This is a genomic window from Streptomyces sp. NPDC005435, assembly GCF_040703155.1.
GTDB lineage: Bacteria > Actinomycetota > Actinomycetes > Streptomycetales > Streptomycetaceae > Streptomyces.
In genome coordinates, this window is record NZ_JBEXEQ010000003.1 from 320,159 (window position 1) to 342,784 (window position 22,626).

Below are 22,626 nucleotides of genomic sequence, written 5' to 3' on the forward strand. Positions count from 1 at the left end.
CTTTCAATCAACGGAGTTGGTGTCCAGTGCCGCCAGCAGCCAGGAGTGGAAGCCGCCGATGTGGTGCTCGCTCGGCACCAGGACCCCGCCCGCCCGGTAGGCGCGCGAGGACATCGCCGGCTGGGTGCGCTCGCACGCCGCGAAGTCCTGCTCGTTGACCCGGTGGAACAGCTCCACCGACTTCGAGATGTCCGCCCCGGACGCCACCACCTCCGGCGCGTACAGCCAGTCGCACTCCACCACCGTGCGGTCCTCGGCCAGCGGGAACATGCGGTGCAGGATGACGTGGTCGGGGACGAGGTTCACGAACACCGTGGGCTTGACCGTGATCGCGTAGTAGCGGCGGTCCTGCTCCGCGCTCACCTCGGGCAGCTTGCCGAAGCCCGCGCTGCCGTCCACCGTGAAACCCTCGACCCCGGTGCCGAACTCCGCGCCGTGGCCCACGTAGTACTGGGCCGCGTACCCCTCCGCGAACTCCGGGAGCACCTCGGTGAGTTCGGGGTGGATCGTGGCGCAGTGGTAGCACTCCATGAAGTTCTCGACGATGAGTTTCCAGTTGGCCTTCACGTCGTAGGTGACACGCCGGCCGAGGGCCAGCCGTTCCGTGCCGTAGTGCTCGATGGCGGCCGGGTCGCCGAGCCGTTCGACGGCCGCGTGGACCACGGTGTCCTCGAAGGAGGGCGGCTCGTCGGCCAGGCACACCCAGGCGTAGCCGAGCCATTCGCGCAGGGCCACCTTGACCAGGCCGTACCGCTCCCGGTCCACGTCCGGCATCTTCACCAGGTTCGGCGCGGCGATCAGCCGCCCTTCGAGGTCGTACGTCCAGGCGTGGTACGGGCATTGGAGGTTCCGGCGCACCTGCCCGGACTCCTCCACGCACAGCCGGGCGCCCCGGTGGCGGCACACGTTCAGGAAGGCCCGCAGCTCGCCGGTGCGGCTCCGGGTGACGACCACGCTCTCGCGGCCCACCTGGACCGTGCGGTAGGCGCCGGGCCGGTCCAGGTCGGCGGCGCGCACCACGCACATCCACATCGACTCGAAGAGGGCGGCCTGTTCGCGCCGGAAGATCTCCGGGTCGGTGTAGTACTCGCCGGGGAGGGTGGCGACCAGGCTCGGGGGGAGGGGGCTGGCCGGGGAGAGCGGGGTCGTCGTCACGGGCGGTCTCCCGGGTCCGGGGTGGCAGCGAAGCGGGCGGGGTCGAACAGGCCGATCGGGTGCGCGGTCTCACCGGTCAGCGCGAGGTCGGCCAGGATCTCGCCGACGACCGGCACGAACTTGAAGCCGTGCCCGGAGAACCCGCAGGCCACGGTCACCGAACCGGGATGCGCGGGATGGCGGGCGATCACGAAGTGCTCGTCGGGCGTGTTGGAGTACATGCAGGTCGCGGCCTTGAGGAAGGTGCCCGGCAGATCGGGGATGCAGCGGGACATGTGGTCCGCCATGGCCTCCACCTCGTGCTGGTGCACGGTCCGGTCGATGGTCTCCGGGGTGGTGACCTGGCCCTTCCGGAAGAAGGCCACCTTGGCGCCGAGCCGGGGCCCGTCGATGGCCGGGAAGCCGTACACCTGCACGCCCTGGGCGTCCTCCCAGATGTAGACGGGATGGCGCTCGGGCACGAACGGCCCGGTCCCGTCCTTCGGCTGGAACCAGTACATGACCTGCCGCTCCACGGTGACCGGCACGCCGATATCGGCAAGGAGTTGCGGCGCCCACGCGCCGGGGCAGATCACGAGCTGCCCGGCCGTGTACGACTCGCGCGCGGTGTGGACGCGTACCCCGTCCCCGTACGGCTCCCAGCTCAGCACCGGCTCCTCGAAGCGCAGGTCGGCGCCCTGTCCGGCGGCCAGCTCCAGGTGGGCGGAGACCATGGTCTCGGGGCGGACCAGGCCGGCCTTCGCCTCGTACAGCGCCACCTCGTCGTCGTGCGGGTTCAGGGTGGGGAAGCGGCGGCGGATCTCCTTGGCGTCCAGCAGTTCATGGGGCAGGTCCCACTCGGTGGCCGAGCGCAGCGAACCGGAGACCGTGCGCGAGTCGGGCGGTCCGACCATCACACCGCCGCACAGGGTCGCGATGTCCCGGCCGGTGGCCCGCTCCACGTCCTCGTACAGCTCGTAGGCGCGCAGCAGCAGCGGCACGTACGCCGGGTCCTCGAAGTACGACTGCCGGGTGATCCGCGAACCGCCGTGGCTGGAGCCCCGGTTGTGCGCCGGGCCGAACTTCTCCAGGCCGAGCACCCGGGCGCCGCGCGCGGACAGATGATGAGCGGCGGCGCTGCCCATGCCGCCGAGGCCGATGACGATCACGTCGTGAGCGGGGGACACGGTGCGGACCTCCTGGAGGGGGACGGGTCGGCGGCGGACGGGGTGGGGCCGGTCGACGGAGTGGGTCCGCCAGTGGCGGGACCGGTCAGCGGCGGATGCGGCTCATCCCGGGGTCGAACAGCGGCTCCTCGGCGACCGTCGCCGGAAGCTTCTCGCCGAAGTACTCGATGTACACGCCGGTGCCCGGGGCGAGCCCGGCCGGCAGCCAGGCGTAGGCGACACACCGGCCCAGCGTGTAGCCGTAGCCCGCGCTGGTCACGTACCCGGCCGGGACGCCGTCCAGGTGGACCGGCTCCTTGCCGAGGACCACGGCGGCCGGCTCGTCGAGGAGCAGCGGGGTGAGCACGCGCGTGGGCGCCGGCCGGGTGCGCAGGGCCTCCTGCCCGGTGAAGTGCTCCTTGTCCATGCGGACCGCGAAGCCGAGGCCCGCCTCGTACGGGGTGTCTTCGGTGGTCATGTCGGTGCCCCAGGCGCGGTAGCCCTTCTCCAGCCGCAGCGAGTTGAAGGCGGAGCGGCCCGCGGCGATCACACCGAGGTCCCGGCCCGCCTCCCACAGCGTGTCCCAGAGCCGGAGCCCCAGGTCGGCGGTCGTGTACAGCTCCCACCCGAGTTCCCCGACATAGCTCAGCCGCAGCGCGGTGACCGGTACATGTCCGATGTACGTCTCCTTGGCGCGGAAGTAGCCGAAGCCCTCGTGGGAGAAGTCGTCACCGGTCAGCGGCTGGACCAGGTCGCGGGCGAGCGGGCCCCAGACGCCGACGCAGCAGGTGCCGGAGGTGATGTCCCTGACCTGGACGTCGTCGGGGGCGTGGCGGAGCAGGTGGTCGAGGTCGGCGGGGGAGTTGGCGCCCACCTGGAAGCGCTCGGGGCCCAAGCGGGCGACGGTGAGATCGGAGCAGATGCCGCCGGACTCGTCCAGGAGCAGGGTGTAGGTGACAGCGCCGGGCTTCTTGCGGAGGTTGTTGCTGGTCAGGCGGTCGAGAAAGGCGAGCGCGCCGGGACCGGTGACCTCCAGGCGGCGCAGCGGGGTCATGTCGTACAGGGCGACGCGCTCCCGGGTGGCGCGGGCCTCGGCGGCGGCGATGGGGGACCAGTGCCGGGCGGACCAGGGGTCGCGCGCCGGGAGATCTGCGAGTTCGCCGAGACTCCCGCCGTCCCCGAGATCCGCCACCAGCGGCGCGTTCGCCTCGTACCAGTGCGGGCGCTCCCAGCCGCCGCCCTCCAGGAAGTACGCGCCCAGCTCCCGCTGGCGTGGGTGGAAGGGGCTCACACGCAGCGGCCGTGGCCGCTCCATCGGCTGGAGCGGGTGGATGACGTCGTACACCTCGACGAACTGCTGCGCACCGCGTTCACGGACGTACGCCGGTGAGCGCTGCGCCTCCTCGAACCGCGTGATGTCGCAGTCGTGCACGTCGATCGACGGACGCCCGTCCACCATCCACTCGGCGACCGCCCTCGCCACCCCGGCCGAGTGCGTCACCCACACCGCCTCGGCCAGCCAGAATCCGCGCAGCTCGCGGGACTCCCCGAGCAGCGGCATCCCGTCCGGGGTGAAGGAGAACACCCCGTTGAACCCGCTCTCGATCTCCGTCCCCTCCAGCGCGGGCAGCAGCCGCCGGCACTCCGCCCAGCTCGGCGCCCAGTCCTCCTCGGTGAACGGGTACGAGGACGGCATCTCCCGGCCCGCCGCCCGCGCCGCGTCGTACGCAGGCACCGCGAAGGGGTCCACGGGCAGCGGCCGGTGCGCGTACGAGCCGATGCCGATGCGGTCGCCGTGCTCGCGGAAGTACAGGTCGGCGTCCTGGAAGCGCAGGATCGGCCGCGTCGCCTCGGCGGTCGCGCCGCTCAGCTCGGGCAGCGGACGGGTCCGGGCGTACTGGTGCGCCAGCGGCTGCAGCGGCACGTCCACCCCGGCCATCCGGCCGACGACCGGCCCCCAGAACCCGGCCGCCGACACGACGTGGTCGGCCGGGAAGAAGCCCCGGTCGGTGTGGACCCCGGTGACCCGGCCGTCCGCCCGCTCGACGCCGGTCACGGTGTGCCGGTCCAGGAAACGGGCGCCCCGCGCGACCGCCCGGTCCAGCTGCGCGCGGCACGCGAGCACCGCGCGGGCCAGCCCGTCGCCGGGGGTGTGGAAGCCGCCGAGCACGACCGACTCGTCGAGCAGCGGCCACAGTTCCTTGCAGCGGGCCGCGCTCACCACCTCGCCGGGCACGCCCCACGCGGCGGCGAAACCGGCCCGGCGGTGCAGGTCGGCCAGGCGCTCGGGGGTGGTGGCCAGCTCCAGACCGCCGACCGGCTCGAAGCAGGGCACACCGGCCACGTCGAGCGAGGAGAACTTCTCGACGGTGTACGCGGCGAGGCGGGTCAGGGTCCGCGACGGATTCGTACGGAAGACGAGCCCGGGCGCGTGGGAGGTCGCACCGCCCGGCGCGGGCAACGGCCCCTGTTCCAGCACCGTGACGTCCGTCCAGCCCCGCGCGGTCAGCTCGTCCGCGAGGGAACAGCCGACGATCCCGGCTCCGACGACGATCACCCGGGGCGTCACCTCGTGTGGCACGACAGGCTCCTCTCCTGTTGCGCGGTGCACGATGGGTTGCGCGATGGGGAACATAGTGAGAACGCCGTGACGGGGCCGTCAAGGGGCGCGCGTTAACCCTTGGCAAAAGGAATCCGGCGGCCGAAACCCGCCGGACACACCACCGCGCGGGGCCGGAAAACCTTGCCCCGCGCGGCTGTTCGTCGCTGCGACCGACGCTGCGTCAGAATCCGTACGTCAGAATCCGTACCCCATCCGGCGCGACAGCTCGGCGCCCGCCGCCACCGTCCGCTTCGCGACCTCCGGCAGCCGGTCCGCGTTCAGCCGGTACACCGGCCCCGACACGCTGATGGCCGCGATCACCTTGCCGTCGTGGGAGCGGACCGGCGCGGCCACGGCGGCGAGGCCCAGCTCCAGTTCCTCGACCGTCATGCCGTAGCCCTGCTCCACGACCGCCTCCAGCTCCGCCCGCAGCATCGTCGCGCCGGTGACCGTGCGCTCGGTGTAGCGGTGCAGCGGGCGGGCGAGCAGGCCCTCGCGCAGCGTCGGCGGCGTGTGGGCGAGCAGTACCTTGCCGCTGGAGGTGGCGTGCAGCGGGGTGCGTCTGCCGAGCCAGTTCTGCGCGGTGACCGAGGCGGTGCCCCTGGCCTGCATGATGTTGACGGCCGCGTCGTCGTCCAGGACCGCGATGTTCACCGTCTCGCCCAGCTCGTCCGCGACCTCGCGGCAGACCGGGACGCCCTCCTGCGAGATGTCGAGGCGCACGGCCGCCGCGCCGGCGAGCCGCAGCACCCCGGCGCCCAGGTAGTACTTGCCCCGGTCCTTGGCCTGCGCCACCAGGCCCCGGTTCTCCAGGACGCCGAGCAGCCGGAACGCGGTGGACTTGTGCACGTCCAGTTCCTCGGCGATCTCGGTGACCCCGGCCTCGCCGTGCCGGGCGAGGATCTCCAGCACGCTCACCGCGCGGTCCACCGACTGCACCGCGCCGGCGCCGCCCCGGCCCCCGCCCCGCTCCGGTGCGGCCGCGTCCGTGCCCCGCTCCGCTGCGCTCGCCTCCGCCGTGGCCGCCCCGTCACGACCGGACCGCTTCTGCGTGCGGCTCATGGCTCAACTCTCCCCATCACCGGCCCGGTTCGGGCCGCATCTGCGGGAAGCCCTTGACGCGACGGTCCTCCCGCGCGGATTCTGTTGCGCACAGCGCAGGAACGTGCGCCATACGAAACTTCATGTTACCGAAGCGTCCGTGTCCCGGAAGGGTCCGGGCCGCCCGGTGTCGACGGCACGTCAGTTCTTCACGTCACCGCTCCACCGCCTCCACAGCCCGGCCTCCGAGGCCCGGCTTCTGTCACCCGGCTTCCGCCGATCGTCTCTCCGCTTCCGCGTTCCGTTGAGGGGGGCCCGTGATTCCCGTCTGCCGCCTCGAAGACCTCCCCGAGGGCGAGTCCGTCCGCGTCGCGACCACACCGCCGGTCGCCGTGTTCCGCACCGACGACGGTGAGCTGTACGCCATCGACGACACCTGCACCCACCAGGACGCCTCCCTCTCCGAGGGCTGGCTGGAGGGCTGCCTGGTCGAATGCCCGCTGCACGCCGCCTCCTTCGATCTGCGCACGGGCGAGCCGACCTGCCTCCCCGCACGGCGGCCCGTGCGCACCCACCGCGTCACCGTCGAGGACGGCGTCGTCCACGTCCACCTCACCGCACGGGAGGGCACCGCCGCATGAGGACCGTGACCGTCGTCGGCGCCTCCCTCGCCGGGCTGTACGCCGCCCGGGAACTGCGCGCCCAGGGCTTCGACGGCCGACTGGTGATCGTCGGCGACGAACCCCACCGCCCCTACGACCGCCCGCCCCTTTCCAAGGACTTCCTCACCGGCCGCGCCGACGAGTCCCGCCTCGCCCTCACCGACGCCGAGGACCGGGCCACGCTCGACGCCGAGTGGCTGCTCGGCGTCCGCGCGACCGGACTCGACCCCCGCACCCGCGCGTTACGGCTGCACACCGGCCGCACCGTCACCACCGACGGCGTCGTCATCGCCACCGGCGCCCGCGCGCGCCGCCTTCCCGGTCCCACACCCACGGGCGTCCACACCCTGCGCACCCTGGACGACGCCCGCTCCCTGCGCACCGCTCTCACCGGAGGCCCGCGCCGGGTCGTCGTCATCGGCGCGGGCTTCATCGGCGCCGAGACCGCCTCCTCCTGTGCCGTACTCGGCCACGAGGTCACGGTCGTGGAGGCGGCACCGCTCCCACTGCTGCCCCAGCTCGGCCCCGAGATGGCCGCCGTCTGCGCGGCACTGCACCACCGGGCCGGGGTCCGCCTGATCACCGGCACGGGCGTCGCCGCGCTGCGCGGCACCCGCACGGTCACCGCCGTGGACCTCGCCGACGGGCGCACGCTCCCCGCCGATCTGGTCGTCACCGGCATCGGCGCGACGCCGAACACCGACTGGCTCGCGGGCTCGGGGCTGCCCCTGCGCGACGGCGTCCTCTGCGACGCGGGCTGCGCGACCCCGCTGCCGCAGGTGGTCGCGGCCGGTGACGTGGCCCGCGTGGACGGGGTCCGCTCCGAGCACTGGACCGCCGCGACACTCCAGCCCCGGACCGCCGTGGCCACGCTGCTCGCCGGGCACACCCGGGAGACCGGCCGCCCGGTGCCGTACTTCTGGTCCGAACAGTACGGCTCCCGGCTGCAGTTCGCGGGCAGCCGCCGCGACGGCGACACCGTCCGCGTCACGGAGGGCAGCCTCGACGACGGCGCCCCGGGCCCCGAGGGCTTCCTGGCCCGCTACGAACGCGACGGCCGCACCGTCGCCGTCCTCGCGGTGGACCGGACGAAGGCGTTCACCCGCGCCCGCCGGGAACTCGGGCGCGAGGAGAAACGGGAGGAGAAGGAGGCCGAGACGGCAGCGTTCTGAGCGGACCCGGCGGAGGCGGCCGGCCCTGCGAGGGCGGACGCGGCCATTCCCGTGAGGACGGCCGCGCCCACTCCTACGAGTGGGACAGCTGCCCCGCGCCGCTCCGCCCGGATATCCGCCCCTGCTCGCGCCGCGCGGCCCGCTCACGCCGCCGCGCCGCCCGCCGCTCCCGGCGCAGCGACCGCGCCGTACTGCTGGGCTCGGAGACCACGCCGTACCGCTGGTTCCACACCTGACGGGTCACCCAGACATCGACCACCGCCCAGGTCGCCACCACCGTGCTCGCCACACTGCTGATCACCATGGGGAACGCGAGCCACGACCCCGCCATGGTGCACAGGAACGCCACCATCGCCTGGATCAGCGTCACCGCGGCGAGCAGCACCGCCCGCACCGCCGACGTCCGCACCGGATCGGGCAGCCGGCGCCGCCGGGCCGGCTCCTCCACCCACAGCGGCCGGTACGCGGCCCGCGTGCCCTGCCCGTACGATCCGGGGTGCTCCCGCGCCGCGTACTCCCCTGTGTTCCCGCGCGTGTGTCCGCGCGTCCCGCCGGCCTGACCGGGCACCTTCCGGTCCCGCCCGGGCGCCGAGCGCACCGCCACGCTCTTCTCGGGCGCCTCGCGCCGCTCCGCCGTGCCCATCACCGTGTCACTCCCCACCGCCGGCACACCGCTCGCCCCGGAACCCGAAAGCTCCGACTCCCCAGTGGCTGCCCGGCTTGCGCTGATTTACGCCGCCCGGACGCGGGACGCGGCTCCTGTGGCCGATTCCGTCCCCGTCTCCCCGACGATTCCCCGTGCGTTCCCCATGGACAAGGACGCACGGGACGGCGCGAAGATTCCCGGTCCGGGAAAAATTTCGGCCAACCGCCGTCCGCGCCATTTCGGCCGTGCCGGGCATGCCCCGTGCCCCGGTGCGGCGGCAATCTCCCGCAATGCCCTGACAACTCGCCATCTTTCTTTGTGCACAAGGAAGTTCGCGCGTCAGACACGTCTTCGAGTTACGTCTGGGGCGGTAGTAGGCTCGCGCCGTTCCGAGTCGGGACATCCACACTCCGCGCCCGGCGCGGGCCGAGCTGGGGGAGGCCATGCGCTTTCGCGGGAAATCGATCCGCCGGAAGATCGTGGCGCTCCTCCTCGTGCCCCTGGTGTCCCTGACCGCCGTCTGGGGCTTCGCCACGGTGCTGACGGGGCGCGAGGTCACCCGGATGCTGCGCGTCTCCCGCGCCGTAGACGCCGTCGGCCATCCCACCGAGGCCACCGTCCGCCTCCTGCAGGGCGAACGCCGCCAGAGCCTGATCTACCTCGCCGACCCGCGCGCCGCCGACGCCCTCACCGCGCTCCACCGCGCCCGCACCGACACCGACAAGGCCGTCGCCCGGCTGCACGCGAACGCCCGTGACCGCGACACCCGCGCGGCCGTACGCGGCGAGGACGGAGAACGCCTCACCGCCGTCCTGGACGCCCTCGGCGGCCTGGAGTCCCTGCGGCGCGGCGTCGAGGAGCGCACCGTCACCCGCGCCGAGGCCCTCGACCTCTACAACCGCCTCGTCGACCCCTGCTACGCCCTGATCGTCGCCGTCGACGGCATCGACGACGTGGAGATGGACAAGCAGGCGGCCGCCCTCGTCAACACCACGCGCGCCCGCGAACTCCTCTCCCGCGAGGACGCCCTGCTCGCCTCCTCCCTGGTCGTCGGCCGCCTCACCCGCACCGAAACCCGGCAGATCTCCGACCTCGTCGCCCAGCGCGACCTGCTCTACGGCATCAGCCTGCCGCTGCTGCCCGCCGCCGAGCGCGAACGCTACGAGCACTTCTGGCGCAACGCCGCCACCGCCCCGCTGCGCGTGGCCGAACGCAACGTCGTGGCCACCGACTCCGGCACCCCGCGCGGAGTCACCGCCACCGCCTGGCAGGCCGCCGCGAGCGGAGTCCTCTACGAACTCCGCAAGCTGGACGAGCAGGCGGGCGACCGCCTCCGCGACCGGATCCAGCCCGTCGCCATCGGCGTCATCGCCCAGGCCGCCGTGGTCGGCGTCCTCGGCCTCGTCGCCGTCCTCGTCTCCCTCGTCCTGTCCGTACGCGTCGGCCGCCGCCTCATCCGCGACCTGCGGCAGCTGAGCCGCGAGGCGCACGAGGCCTCCGGCACCCGGCTGCCCAACCTGATGCGCCGCCTCACCACCGGCGAACAGGTCGACGTGGAGAGCGAGGTGCCCCGGCGCGAGTACGACAAGACCGAGATCGGCGAAGTCGGCCAGGCCCTCAACACCCTCCAGCGCGCCGCCGTCGAGGCCGCCGTCAAGCAGGCCGAACTGCGCGCCGGTGTCTCCGAGGTCTTCGTCAACCTCGCCCGCCGCAGCCAGGTGCTGCTGCACAAGCAGCTCACCCTGCTCGACACCATGGAGCGCCGCACCGAGGACACCGCCGAACTCGCGGACCTCTTCCGCCTGGACCACCTCACCACCCGGATGCGCCGGCACGCCGAGGGCCTGGTGATCCTCTCCGGCGCCGTGCCCTCGCGGCAGTGGCGCCGCCCCATCCGCCTGATGGACGTCGTACGCGCCGCCATCGCGGAGGTCGAGGACTACGAGCGCATCGAGGTACGGCGGCTGCCCAGCATCGCCGTCACCGGGCCCGCCGTCTCCGACCTCACCCATCTGGTGGCCGAACTCCTGGAGAACGCGACCGTGTTCTCCCCGCCGCACACCGCCGTCCAGGTCGTCGGCGAACGGGTCGGCAACGGCTTCACCCTGGAGATCCACGACCGGGGCCTCGGCATGACCGCCGACACCCTCCTCGACGCCAACCTCCGGCTCGCGGAGACCCCCGAGTTCGAACTCTCCGACACCGACCGGCTCGGCCTGTTCGTGGTCAGCCGGCTCGCCCGCCGCCAGAAGGTACGCGTCTCCCTCCAGCCCTCGCCGTACGGCGGCACCACGGCCGTCGTCTTCATCCCCGACGCCCTCCTCAGCGACGACGACCCGGGCACCAACGGCGTCGGCATCCGCCTGGACCCGGCCCGCCTGACGAAGACCCCGGCGACCCCGCTCCCCGCGCCTTCCGCGCCCGAGCCGTCCGGCCCCGACGACTTCCCCGGCGCCCTCCAGGACACCGAGACCGAACGCGGCGCCATCTTCCGCCCCCGCGGCTACGTCCCCACCCCGGACCCCGACCCCGCCCTCCCCTCACGCACACCCCCGCCTCTCCCGACCCGCCGCCGCAGGAGCGAGGACGCCCCGCCGTCCACGAACTCCGACTCGGCGACCCCGACCGGCCCTTCACGCCACCTGGACCCGGCCGACTCGGCCGATTCCGCGGGCCTCTCGGGCCGTGGGAGCCTGGCTGACTCGATTGACTCTGCGGGCCTTTCGGATGACGAGGGCGCGGCCGATCCGTTCGGCTCTGCCGGCGCCTTGCGGCGTGCGGGTCTGGAGGATGTGGCAGGCCTCGCGGCTCTCCCGGACGACGAGGGCTCGGCCGATCCGTTCGGCTCTGCCGGTCCCTTGGGCCGCGCGGGTCTGCCTGGCTCGGACGGCTTCGACAATCCCCCGGGCCGCGCGGACCTGACGGACTCGGTCAGCCCGACCGGTATTCCGGGGCACGGAGGTCTGACGGACTGGGGCGGCTCGACCAGCCCCTCGGACCGTGCGGGCGTGGTCGGCCAGGCGGGTCCTGCCGCTCCCTCCGGTTCCGCCGACTCCTCCGGTGACACGGGTCTCTTCGGCACCGCCAGCCCATTCGGATCCGGAGGCAGCCCGGGTCCCGTGGGCCTCTCCGGCCCCGTCGCTCCCACCGGCTTCCCCGACCCGATGGGTGTCCTCGGCCCGGACGACGACCTGACGTACCCCGAGCACTCCACCCCGTTCACGGCCCCCACGGGTTCCAGCGGCCCCCACGTCTTCAACGGCCCGACGGGTTTCACCGATCCCATGGGCGTACTGGGCCCCACTCCCGCCGCAGGCTCCGCCTGGTCGCAGGACACCGCCGACGAGCCCACCGACATCAACGGCCCCACCCTCCCGGCAGGCCAGGCCGACACCCCCGAGCCGCCCGGGCCCGTGACCCCCTGGACCTCCCCGTCCGAGGACCTCCCCCGACGCCCCCGCCCCGCAACGCCCGCCCACGAGGACACCGCGGCCAGCGAGGGCACACCGACCGGCGCCTCCGACCTCCGCCGGCGCACGGCCGCCCGCCAGGGCACCACGCCCCCCGGCGCCGCCGACCCGCACCGCACACCGACCGGCGCCCCGACCACGCCCCAGGGCATGCCTTCCCACGATCCCGCCACCCCCCGGGGCGCCACGCCGGCCGACACCCCGGACCCACGCCGGCGCACGGCCGCCCGCCAGGGCACCGGCACCGGTACACCCCCGGAGGGCACCGCCCCCCTCCCCAGGCGGGTCCGCCAGGCCAGCCTGGCACCGCAGTTGAAGCAGGACTCCCGCCGGAAGCCGACCGCGCGACCGGCGGAGCCACCCCCGCGGGACGCCGACGAGGTCCGCACCCGCATGGCCGCGCTCCAGCGCGGCTGGCAGCGCGGCCGCGAGGAGAACGCGGCGGGCTACGAGGCCCGCCACGGCACAGCACCAGGAACGACCAAGGGAGACGGTCGATGACCGCACCGAAGACGATCGGCCACTCGGAGACCGTGAAGAAGGAGCTGAACTGGCTCCTGGACGAACTCGTCGACCGCGTCGCCAGCATCCGCAAGGCCGTCGTGCTCTCCGGCGACGGCCTCGCCACCGGCGTGTCCAAGGACCTCACCCGGGAGGACGGCGAACACCTGGCCGCCGTGGCGTCCGGCTTCCACAGCCTCGCCAAGGGGGTCGGGCGGCACTTCGACGCGGGCAGCGTCCGCCAGACCGTGGTCGAACTGGACGACGCCTTCCTGTTCGTCACCGCCGCGGGCGACGGCAGCTGCCTCGCCGTCCTCGCCGAATCCGACTCCGACGTGGGCCAGGTCGCCTACGAGATGACGCTCCTGGTCAAGCGGGTCGGCGTCCACCTGGGCAGCACCCCGCGCGCGGGCGGGTAGTCACCGAGCATGAGCCGCAAGGGCCAGGGAGGCCGTCACTGGTTCGACGACGAGGCCGGTCCCGTCGTCCGTCCGTACGCCATGACGCGCGGCCGCACCACGAGCGCCACCGAGGAGTTCCTCGACCTGATCGCGGTCGTCGTGACGGAACCCGACGCGGCCGACCCGGAGGCGGACCCGGAACTGGCCCCCGAGCACGTGGAGATCGTCGGACTCTGCCGCGACACCCCGCAGTCGGTCGCCGAACTCGCCGCCGGGCTCGACCTCCCGGTCGGCGTGGTCCGCGTGTTCATCGGCGACCTCGTGCACGCGCGATTCGTCCATGTGACGCGTCCGGTACCCCCGGCGGAACTGCCGGACGAAGGTATCCTGCGCGACGTGATCGACGGCCTCCGGGCCCTGTGACCGGCGCGACAGCGGGGTGGTGACATGGCAGGCACGGGCTGGCAGTTCTGGATCGACCGGGGCGGCACCTTCACCGACATCGTGGCGCGCCGCCCCGACGGCACCCTGGTCACCCGCAAACTGCTCTCGGAGAACCCGGCACGGTACGCAGACGCGGCCGTCGCCGGGGTCCGCGGGCTGCTCGGCGACTCCCCGGAGCCCGTCGACTCCGTCCGCATGGGCACCACCGTGGCCACCAACGCCCTGCTGGAACGCACGGGCGAACGCACCCTCCTGGTGATCACGCGCGGCTTCCGCGACGCCCTGCGCATCGCCTACCAGGACCGCCCCCGCATCTTCGCCCGCCGCATCGAACTGCCCGAACAGCTCTACGCGCGCGTACTGGAGGTGGACGAGCGGATCGCCGCCGACGGAACCGTGCTGCGCGCGCCCGATCTCGACGCGCTCGAACGGGAGCTGCGCCGCGCCCACGACGACGGCATCCGCGCGGTCGCCGTCGTCTGCCTCCACAGCCATCTGCACCCCGCCCACGAGCAGGCCGTCGGCGAGCTGGCGGAGCGCGTCGGCTTCCCGCAGATCTCGCTCTCCAGCGAGGTCAGCCCGCTCATGAAGCTCGTCCCGCGCGGCGACACCGCCGTGGTCGACGCCTACCTCTCGCCCGTCCTGCACCGCTACGTCCGCCATGTCGCGGACGAACTGCGCGACGTACGGCTGATGTTCATGCAGTCCAACGGCGGCCTCACCGAGGCGCACCGGTTCCGCGGCAAGGACGCGATCCTGTCCGGCCCGGCGGGCGGCATCGTCGGCATGGCGCGGATGTCGCACCTCGCCGGCTTCGACCGCGTCATCGGCTTCGACATGGGCGGCACCTCCACCGACGTCTCGCACTACGCGGGGGAGTACGAACGCGTCCTCACCACCCGGATCGCGGGTGTCCGGCTGCGCGCGCCCATGCTCGACATCCACACCGTGGCCGCCGGCGGCGGCTCGGTCCTGCACTTCGACGGCTCCCGCTACCGCGTCGGCCCCGACTCGGCCGGCGCCGAACCCGGCCCCGCCTGCTACCGCGCGGGCGGCCCCCTCACCGTCACCGACGCCAACGTCATGCTCGGCCGCATCCAGCCCGCCCACTTCCCGGCCGTCTTCGGCCCGGGCGGCGACCAGCCCCTGGACGCGGACCTCGTCCGGGACCGCTTCACCGCACTCGCCGCCGAGATCCGCGAGCGCACCAGCGACGACCGCACCCCCGAGGACGTGGCCGAGGGCTATCTGCGGATCGCCGTCGCGAACATCGCCAACGCCGTGAAGCGGATCTCCGTCCAGCAGGGCCACGACGTCACCCGCTACGCGCTGACCACCTTCGGCGGCGCGGGCGGCCAGCACGCCTGCCGGGTCGCGGACGCCCTCGGCATCCGCACCGTCCTCGTGCCGCCCATGGCGGGCCTGCTCTCCGCGCTCGGCATCGGCCTGGCGGACACCACGGCCATGCGCGAACAGTCCGTCGAGACACCCCTGACGGACGACTCCATGCGCGAAGTCCTGCGCACCGCCGACGAGTTGGAGGACGCGTCCCGCGCCGAACTGCGCGCCGAACACGTCCCGGACGACCGCGTCGAGACCGTCCGCCGCGCCCAACTGCGCTACGACGGCACCGACACCGCCCTGACCGTCGAACTGACCGACCCCGAGACGATGCGGCGCGCCTTCGAGGAACGTCATCGCGCCACGTACTCCTTCACCCTGGACCGCCCCGTCGTCGTCGAATCCCTCTCCGTCGAAGCCACCGGCCTCACCCCGCCCCCCGATCTCTCCGCCCTCGCCCCCTACGAAGGCCAGCCCGTCGAACCGGGCACCGCCCTCCTCCACACCGGCGGCGCCTGGCGCGACGTACCCCTCCACCGCCGCGAGGACCTTCCTCCCGGCGAGACCGTCACCGGCCCCGCGGTCATCACCGAGGCCGGGTCCACCACCGTGGTCGACGACGGCTGGCGTGCCGCGGCGAACGACGACGGACATCTGGTCATGGAACGGACGGCCGTCACGCGGAGTTCCCGTCCGGACACGGAAGTCGATCCGGTGTTGCTGGAGGTCTTCAACAACCTCTTCATGTCGATCGCGGAACAGATGGGCGCCCGGCTCGAATCGACGGCTCAGTCCGTCAACATCAAGGAACGCCTGGACTTCTCCTGCGCCCTGTTCGACCCCGACGGCAACCTCGTCGCCAACGCCCCCCACATCCCCGTCCACCTGGGCTCCATGGGCACCGCCGTCAAGGAGGTCGTCCGCCGCCGTGGCCCCGCCATGCGCCCGGGCGACACCTACGCCGTCAACGACCCGTACCACGGCGGCACCCACCTCCCCGACGTCACCGTGATCACCCCGGTGTTCGGCACGGACGGCGCGACCGCCACGCAGGGTGAGCCCACCGTGCTCTTCTACGTCGCCTCACGCGGCCACCACGCCGAGATCGGCGGCATCGCCCCCGGCTCCATGCCGGCCCACAGCCGCACCATCGACGAGGAGGGCGTCCTCTTCGACAACTGGCCGCTCACCGAGAACGGCCGCCTGCGCGAGGAAGAGACCCGCCGGCTGCTCACCGAGGCGCCGTACCCCAGCCGCAACGTCCGCACCAACCTCGCCGACCTGCGCGCCCAGATCGCCGCCAACCAGAAAGGCGTCGACGAAGTCCGCCGGATGATCGAGGAGTTCGGCCTCGACGTCGTCCAGGCGTACATGCGGCACGTCCAGGACAACGCCGAGGAAGCCGTCCGCCGCGTCATCGACGCCCTGGACGACGGTGAGTACGCCTACGAGACCGACTCCGGCGCCGTCATCCGCGTACGCGTGCGCGTGGACCGCGCCGGGCGCCGCGCCACCATCGACTTTACCGGCACCTCGCCCCAGCTCGGCACCAACTTCAACGCCCCCACCTCGGTCGTGCACGCCGCCGTCCTCTACGTCTTCCGCACCCTGGTCGCGGACGACATCCCGCTCAACGACGGCTGCCTGCGCCCCCTGGACATCGTCGTACCGCCCGGCTCGATGCTCGCGCCCGAGCCGCCCGCCGCCGTCGTCGCCGGGAACGTCGAGACCTCCCAGGCCCTCACCGGCGCCCTCTACGCCGCGCTCGGCGTCCAGGCCGAGGGCTCGGGCACCATGAACAACGTCACCTTCGGCAACGCACGCCACCAGTACTACGAGACGATCGCCTCGGGCTCCGGCGCCGGACCCGGCTACCCGGGCGCCGACGCCGTACAGACCCACATGACCAACTCGCGCCTCACCGACCCCGAGATCCTGGAATGGCGCCTGCCGGTCCGCCTGGAGGAGTTCGCCGTACGGCAGGGGAGCGGCGGCGCGGGCCGGGAGCGCGGCGGGGACGGCGTGGTGCGCCGTATCCGCTTCCTGGAGCCCATGACCGTCTCCACCCTCTCCCAGCACCGCCGAATCCCGCCCTACGGCATGGCGGGCGGCGCCCCCGGAGCGCTCGGCGCCAACCGGGTGGAGCACGCCGACGGCACCGTGACCGACCTGGGCGGCAGCGGCTCGGCCGAGGTCGGACCCGGCGATGTACTCGTCATCGAAACCCCTGGTGGCGGCGGCTACGGCCCGCCGTCCTCCGCCCCTCACCGAGCAGGAGAAGAGCCCGATGGTCTTCCGACGACCTGAACGCGCCAAGACCCCGGTCGAGCCCGTCACGCTCAAGATCCTGGTGGCGGGCGGCTTCGGCGTCGGCAAGACCACCCTGGTGGGCGCGGTCAGCGAGATACGCCCGCTGCGCACCGAGGAGCTCCTCACCGAGGCCGGGCGCCCCGTGGACGACCTCAGCGGCATCGAGGGCAAGCACACCACCACGGTCGCCATGGACTTCGGCCGCATCACCCTGCGCGCCGACCTCGTGCTCTACCTGTTCGGCACGCCCGGCCAGGAGCGGTTCTGGTTCATGTGGGACGAGCTGTCGGAGGGCGCGCTCGGCGCGGTCGTCCTGGCCGACACCCGCCGCCTGGAGGACTGCTTCGCCGCCATCGACTACTTCGAGCGGCGCGCGATCCCGTTCGTCGTCGCCGTCAACTGCTTCGAGGGCGCCGACCGCTACCCGGCCGAGACGGTCCGCCAGGCCCTCGACCTCGACGTCCATGTGCCGCTGCTGCTGTGCGACGCCCGCGACCGCGAGTCGGTCAAGGAGGTCCTCATCGGGGTCGTACGGCACGCCATGGAGCAGGCCGCCGAGCGCCGCCGCACCGTCACCGGCTGACAACACAGCTGCCGGAAGACGCGCCACCCCTGATCGGCTACAGTCCGCGCGTGTCCGAAACTCAGCACTCACCTGTCAACTCCGCGCCCGGCTCGCACTGTTCGAGCTGCGGAGCCCCCTACGGGGAGGGCATCACCGGCTGGCCGCGCACCTGCCCGGCCTGCGGCACCGTCGCCTACCGCAACCCGCTGCCCGTGGCCGTCGCACTCCAGCCCGTCTACGACTCCCAGGGCACCGCCCTGGTCGTCATCACCCGCACCATCGGCCCCGAGCGCGGCGGAGTCGCCCTGCCCGGCGGCTACATCGACGACGGCGAGGACTGGAAACACGCCCTCGTGCGCGAGCTGAGGGAGGAGACCGGCATCGAGGCGGCCGCCCGCGACGTGCGCCTCATGGACGCCATGAGCGCACCCGACGGCCACCTGCTCCTCTTCGGCCTCCTGCCGGAACGCCCCGCCGAAGGACTCCCCGCCTCCGCCGCGACCGACGAGACCGAGGGCTGGCACCTGCTGCGCACCCCCGACGAACTCGCCTTCCCGCTGCACACCCTCGCCGCACGGGCCTGGTTCGAGGGCCGCTACATCTGACCCGCGCGGTGCCCTTGTCCCGGCCGTGGGGCCGCGTCCGACCCGCACGGGCTCACCCCAGCCCCCGTATCCGCACCGGGCAGGGCGGCTCCGCCGAGCCGTCCTCCCCCTCCAGGGTGACGACCACCTCCGCACCCCGACGGCGCACCGCGTACCGCTCGACGACGGGCTCCGCCCACCCGTCACCCGCGTCCCGCACCACGAGCCCGCCGCCCGTCCGCCCCTGGGCCGGCGCCCACACCTCCAGCTCCGTCCCCCCGTCCGCGCCCCGCACCGGCACCACCGCACCCGCGCGCGCGAGCACGGGTATCCGCGACGGCGGCGCGTCCACCAGCACTTGCGCCGGGCCCTCGTACACCCGCTCCGTCGCCGTGTCGTACCAGCGCCCGCGCGGCAGCCGCACCGCCCGCCGGTCCGCCCCCGGAGCCAGCACCGGCGCCACCAGGAGCGCGTCCCCGAGCAGGAACGCGTCCTCGCAGTCCCGCAGCGCCCGGTCCTCCGGCGACCCCCACCACACCGGCCGCGCGAACGGCGCCCCGGTCCGCCGCGCCAGCAGCGCCAGCGTCACGAGGTACGGCGACAGCCGCCGCCGCTCCGCGAGCGCCCCGCGCGCGTGCTCCAGCGTCACGGGACCGAACTCCCAGGGCTCCCCGGCCCCGCCGCGCCCGTCCGCGCGCGTACGGAACAGCGGCAGATACGCGCCCAGCTGCAGCGACCGCAGATACAGCTCCGCCGGCACACCCCCGTCGACGTCCACCCCCGCGAACGGCACCCCGCACAGCCCGAGCCCCAGCACCTCCGACAACGACGCCCGCAGCCCCGCCCAGTCCGCGACCGCGCTCCCCGCCGCCACACCGCCATAGCGCTGCACGCCCGCCCAGCCGGCCCCGGACACCACGAAGGGCCGCTCCCCGGGCGCCAGTTCACGCAGCCCCTCGTACGCGGCGCGCGCCATGGAGAGGCCGTACACGTTGTGCGCCTCCCGGTGATCACCGCCGCGCCCCTCCAGCGCGTGCCGAGCCGAACGCGGCAACGTCGGCTCACCGAAGGCGCTCAGCACCGTCGGCGCGTCCATGGTGTGCCAGACACCCGTAAGCCCCTGCTCCCGCCCCTCCCGGTACAGAGCGCCCCACCACGCGCGTACGCGCGCGTGCGTGAAGTCCGGGAAGTACGACTCCCCGCACCACGCCTCGGCCCGCACCGGCCGGCCCGAGCCGTCCCGTACGAACGCGTCCGTCACGAGACCGGCCTCGAACACCGCCCCACCGGGCACCGCCCGCACCGCGGGAGCGGCCTCCGGCACGAGCCGTATCCCGTCCCGGCCCAGCTCCTCCGCCACCATGGCGAGCTTCGGGAACCGCTCCTCGTCCGGGGCGAACGCCTCACCGCGCCGCCCGGCCCCCAGATGCACCGCGTCCAGCGGCAGTTCCCGCTCCCGGTACCCCGCGACGAGCCGCCGCAGCTCCTCCTCGCCGGACAGCCGGCCCGGCACATGGTGGTGCCCCAGCGCCCACACCGGCGGCAGCGCGGCCGCCCCCGTCAGCGCCGCCCACGTACCCAGCACGCGCGCGGGAGTGCCCACCACGACCCAGCAGCGCAGCGGCCCCCCGTCCATCCGCACCTCGCAGCGCCCCGCCCGGTCGTGCCCCGACCCGGCGCCCTCCTCGCCCTCCCGCAGGATCACCGTGCCGTCCCACGTCGTGTCGTGGAACACCAGATGCGCCCCCGCGTCCGCCACCACCAGCTGCACCGGCATGGCCGTACGCGGCTCACCGGCCTGCCCGGGCCCGGCGTTCCACAACCGGTACGCGCCGTCCCGCAGCCGGGGCCCCGACGCCCGCCCGCCGAGCCCGAAGAACCGCGCGTCCGCCGTCACCTCCGACCGCAGCGTCCACCGCGCCACGCCCCCGCCGACCGGCTCCCACCAGCGCGGCGGCAGCTCCCGCCGCAGCACCACCCCGCCCGGCGTGCACACCTCCACCGCCCCGTGCCGCGAGACCGTCACCGTCGCCCGCTCGGCCACCACCCGCCAGCCGCCGTCCTTGTCCGGCTCTAGCACCACCCGCGGATCGGCCTCGGGACAGCCCCCGGCCAGGGCGTACGACGGCTCGGGCCCCGCCCCGTCCCAGCCCCAGAACACCGCCCCGCCCGCCGTCACCACGATCCGCAGCTCCGAGCGCTCGAACCGCAGCACCCCGCCGCCCGGCTCCGGCACCGCCTCCCGCACCTGCCCCGGCACCCGCGCCCGCTCCGCCCCGCGCGGCGGCAGCCCCACGGCGTCGGCACGCCGTCTGCGCCACGCGGCCCGCCACGTCCGCACCGCCCGGGCTGCCCGCCCCGAACCGACCTCATTCATCGAACGCACCAGGTCACGACCGTCCATGCTGCTCACCCTGTCACCGAGCGCCCCACCCACGCGGGCCGTTCAACTGCCGTTCACCCAGGCCCGGACCACATAGACGCGGCCCGGACTGTGTGGGGAGTGCCCTGGTGCTGAAGTCGATCACATGGCATCGTCCCTGTCAGCCGTCCCGCACACACCTCGGCGCGGACGCAGGAGACGCAACGACGCGTACAGCCCGGGAGCCGCCCCATGTCCACCGCGAACCCCCAGCCGCTCTGGCAGCCCGGTCCCGAACGGATCGACCGGGCCCGCATCACCCGGTTCCAGGCCTGGGCCGCCGACCACCACGGCGCTCCCGCCGACGGCGGCTACTTCGCGCTGCACCAGTGGTCCGTCACCGAACCGGAGGCCTTCTGGCGGGCGGTCACCGAATGGTTCGACGTCCGTTTCGGCACGCCCTACGCGCGCGTACTCGGCGACCGCTCCCTGCCCGGCGCCCAGTGGTTCCCCGGCGCCACCCTCAACTACGCCGAACACGCCCTGCGCGCCGCCGCCGACCGCCCGGACGACGCGGCCCTCCTCTGCGTGGACGAGACCCATGAACCGCGCCCCGTCACCTGGTCCGAACTGCGCCGCCAGGTCGGCTCGCTGGCCGCCCGCCTGCGCGAGCTCGGCGTAGGACCCGGCGACCGCGTCAGCGGCTATCTGCCCAACATCCCCGAGGCTGTCGTCGCCCTGCTCGCCACCGCCGCCGTGGGTGCCGTGTGGACCTCCTGCGCCCCCGACTTCGGCGCCCGCAGCGTCCTGGACCGCTTCCAGCAGGTCGAACCCGTCGTCCTGTTCACCGTCGACGGCTACCGCTACGGCGGCAAGGAGCACGACCGCCGCGACACCGTCGCCGAACTGCGCCGCGAACTGCCCACCCTGCGCGCGGTCGTCCACATCCCGCTCCTCGGCACCGAGCCCCCCGAGGGCGCCCTCGACTGGTCGGAGCTGACCGCCGGCGACACCGAGCCCGTCTTCGAACAGGTCCCCTTCGGCCACCCCCTGTGGGTGCTCTACTCCTCCGGCACCACCGGCCTGCCCAAGGCCATCGTCCAGTCCCAGGGCGGCATCCTGGTCGAGCACCTCAAGCAGCTCGGCCTGCACTGCGACCTCGGCCCAGAGGACCGTTTCTTCTGGTACACCTCCACCGGCTGGATGATGTGGAACTTCCTCGTCTCCGGCCTGCTCACGGGTACGACGATCGTCCTGTACGACGGCAGCCCGGGCTTCCCCGACACCGGCGCCCAGTGGCGCGTCGCCGAACGCACCGGCACCACGCTCTACGGCACCTCGGCGGCGTACGTCATGGCGTGCCGCAAGGCCGGCGTGCACCCCGCGCGCGACTTCGACCTCTCCATGGTCCAGTGCGTCGCCACCACCGGCTCGCCCCTGCCCCCGGACGGCTTCCGCTGGCTGCACGACGAGGTCCGCGAGGACCTGTGGATCGCCTCCGTCAGCGGCGGCACCGACGTCTGCTCCTGCTTCGCCGGAGCCGTCCCCACCCTGCCGGTCTACACCGGCGAGCTCCAGGCCCCCGGCCTCGGCACCGACCTCCAGTCCTGGGACCCGAGCGGCAAGCCCCTGGTGGACGAGGTGGGCGAGCTGGTCGTCACCAACCCGATGCCCTCCATGCCGATCCGCTTCTGGAACGACCCCGACGGCAGCCGCTACCGCGAGAGCTACTTCGAGACCTACCCCGGCGTCTGGCGGCACGGCGACTGGATCACCGTCACCTCACGCGGCTCGGTGATCATCCACGGCCGCTCGGATTCCACCCTCAACCGGCAGGGCGTCCGCATGGGCTCCGCCGACATCTACGAGGTCGTCGAGCGGCTCCCCGAGATCAAGGAATCCCTGGTCATCGGCATCGAACAGCCCGACGGCGGCTACTGGATGCCCCTCTTCGTCCACCTCGCCCCCGACACCGTCCTGGACGACGCCCTGCGTGACCGCGTCAAGAAGGCCATCCGCGAACAGCTCTCGCCCCGGCACGTCCCGGACGAGATCATCGAGGTGCCCGGCGTCCCGCACACCCTCACCGGCAAGCGCATCGAGGTGCCGGTCAAACGCCTCCTCCAGGGCACCCCGCTGGACAAGGCGGTCAACCCCGGCTCCATCGACAATCTGACCCTGCTCCACTTCTATGAAGAACTGGCCCGCAAACGCGGCTGACCCCG

The 22,626-nt window shown here is 73.5% G+C and carries 14 protein-coding genes and 1 pseudogene; 9 read left to right on the forward strand and 6 right to left on the reverse strand.

Annotation, left to right across the window (positions count from 1 at the left end):
• Window positions 1-3: 3 nt before the first annotated feature.
• The 4 genes from AB0898_RS06335 to AB0898_RS06350 form a co-directional block, all read right to left on the reverse strand.
• Complete coding sequence (locus tag AB0898_RS06335; RefSeq protein ID WP_366801651.1) at window positions 4-1,155, reverse strand: aromatic ring-hydroxylating dioxygenase subunit alpha; 1,152 nt, start codon at window positions 1,153-1,155, stop codon at window positions 4-6.
• Complete coding sequence (gene solA, locus AB0898_RS06340) at window positions 1,152-2,321, reverse strand: N-methyl-L-tryptophan oxidase (RefSeq protein WP_366801652.1); 1,170 nt, start codon at window positions 2,319-2,321, stop codon at window positions 1,152-1,154. The genes AB0898_RS06335 and solA overlap by 4 nt, the downstream gene beginning before the upstream one ends.
• A gap of 85 nt (window positions 2,322-2,406) precedes the next feature.
• On the reverse strand, window positions 2,407-4,881 hold the full coding sequence (locus AB0898_RS06345; protein ID WP_366801653.1) for an FAD-dependent oxidoreductase: 2,475 nt from the start codon (window positions 4,879-4,881) through the stop codon (window positions 2,407-2,409).
• Window positions 4,882-5,097: 216 nt separating this feature from the next.
• The gene (locus AB0898_RS06350; protein ID WP_407078290.1) at window positions 5,098-5,964 is read right to left on the reverse strand and encodes an IclR family transcriptional regulator; all 867 of its coding nucleotides are present in this window, start codon (window positions 5,962-5,964) and stop codon (window positions 5,098-5,100) included.
• A gap of 296 nt (window positions 5,965-6,260) precedes the next feature.
• Between AB0898_RS06350 and AB0898_RS06355 the strand changes: the two genes are divergently transcribed.
• Both AB0898_RS06355 and AB0898_RS06360 read left to right on the forward strand, forming a co-directional pair.
• Window positions 6,261-6,584 carry a bifunctional 3-phenylpropionate/cinnamic acid dioxygenase ferredoxin subunit gene (locus AB0898_RS06355; protein WP_366801654.1) on the forward strand — a complete coding sequence of 108 codons (324 nt, stop codon included), beginning with the start codon at window positions 6,261-6,263 and terminating at the stop codon, window positions 6,582-6,584.
• The gene (locus AB0898_RS06360; RefSeq protein ID WP_366801655.1) at window positions 6,581-7,777 is read left to right on the forward strand and encodes an FAD-dependent oxidoreductase; all 1,197 of its coding nucleotides are present in this window, start codon (window positions 6,581-6,583) and stop codon (window positions 7,775-7,777) included. The genes AB0898_RS06355 and AB0898_RS06360 overlap by 4 nt, the downstream gene beginning before the upstream one ends.
• A 73-nt stretch (window positions 7,778-7,850) precedes the next feature.
• On the opposite strand, the gene AB0898_RS06365 is transcribed toward AB0898_RS06360, so the two are convergent.
• Window positions 7,851-8,420, reverse strand: coding sequence for a hypothetical protein (locus AB0898_RS06365; RefSeq protein ID WP_366801684.1), 570 nt, complete (start codon window positions 8,418-8,420; stop codon window positions 7,851-7,853).
• A 446-nt stretch (window positions 8,421-8,866) separates the two neighbouring features.
• Between AB0898_RS06365 and AB0898_RS06370 the strand changes: the two are divergent.
• The 6 genes and pseudogenes from AB0898_RS06370 to AB0898_RS06395 form a co-directional block, all read left to right on the forward strand.
• Window positions 8,867-11,260: pseudogene (locus tag AB0898_RS06370) on the forward strand (nitrate- and nitrite sensing domain-containing protein); the annotation flags it as partial.
• 1,130 nt (window positions 11,261-12,390) lie between these two features.
• Complete coding sequence (locus AB0898_RS06375) at window positions 12,391-12,813, forward strand: roadblock/LC7 domain-containing protein (RefSeq protein WP_366801657.1); 423 nt, start codon at window positions 12,391-12,393, stop codon at window positions 12,811-12,813.
• A 9-nt stretch (window positions 12,814-12,822) separates the two neighbouring features.
• Window positions 12,823-13,218, forward strand: a complete 396-nt coding sequence (locus AB0898_RS06380) for a DUF742 domain-containing protein (protein ID WP_366801658.1) — start codon at window positions 12,823-12,825, stop codon at window positions 13,216-13,218.
• Between the two features lie 24 nt (window positions 13,219-13,242).
• Window positions 13,243-16,887 carry a hydantoinase B/oxoprolinase family protein gene (locus tag AB0898_RS06385; RefSeq protein WP_366801659.1) on the forward strand — a complete coding sequence of 1,215 codons (3,645 nt, stop codon included), beginning with the start codon at window positions 13,243-13,245 and terminating at the stop codon, window positions 16,885-16,887.
• Window positions 16,868-17,473: an ATP/GTP-binding protein gene (locus AB0898_RS06390; protein ID WP_366801660.1), complete on the forward strand. Its 606-nt coding sequence runs from the start codon at window positions 16,868-16,870 to the stop codon at window positions 17,471-17,473. The genes AB0898_RS06385 and AB0898_RS06390 overlap by 20 nt, the downstream gene beginning before the upstream one ends.
• A 50-nt stretch (window positions 17,474-17,523) precedes the next feature.
• Window positions 17,524-18,060, forward strand: coding sequence for an NUDIX domain-containing protein (locus AB0898_RS06395; protein ID WP_366801661.1), 537 nt, complete (start codon window positions 17,524-17,526; stop codon window positions 18,058-18,060).
• A gap of 52 nt (window positions 18,061-18,112) precedes the next feature.
• Here AB0898_RS06395 and AB0898_RS06400 read toward each other — a convergent pair whose 3' ends face one another.
• Window positions 18,113-20,443, reverse strand: a complete 2,331-nt coding sequence (locus AB0898_RS06400; protein WP_366801662.1) for a glycoside hydrolase family 31 protein — start codon at window positions 20,441-20,443, stop codon at window positions 18,113-18,115.
• A gap of 210 nt (window positions 20,444-20,653) precedes the next feature.
• On the opposite strand from AB0898_RS06400, the gene AB0898_RS06405 reads away from it, so the two are divergent.
• Window positions 20,654-22,621 carry an acetoacetate--CoA ligase gene (locus AB0898_RS06405; protein ID WP_366801663.1) on the forward strand — a complete coding sequence of 656 codons (1,968 nt, stop codon included), beginning with the start codon at window positions 20,654-20,656 and terminating at the stop codon, window positions 22,619-22,621.
• The last annotated feature ends 5 nt before the right edge of the window (window positions 22,622-22,626 follow it).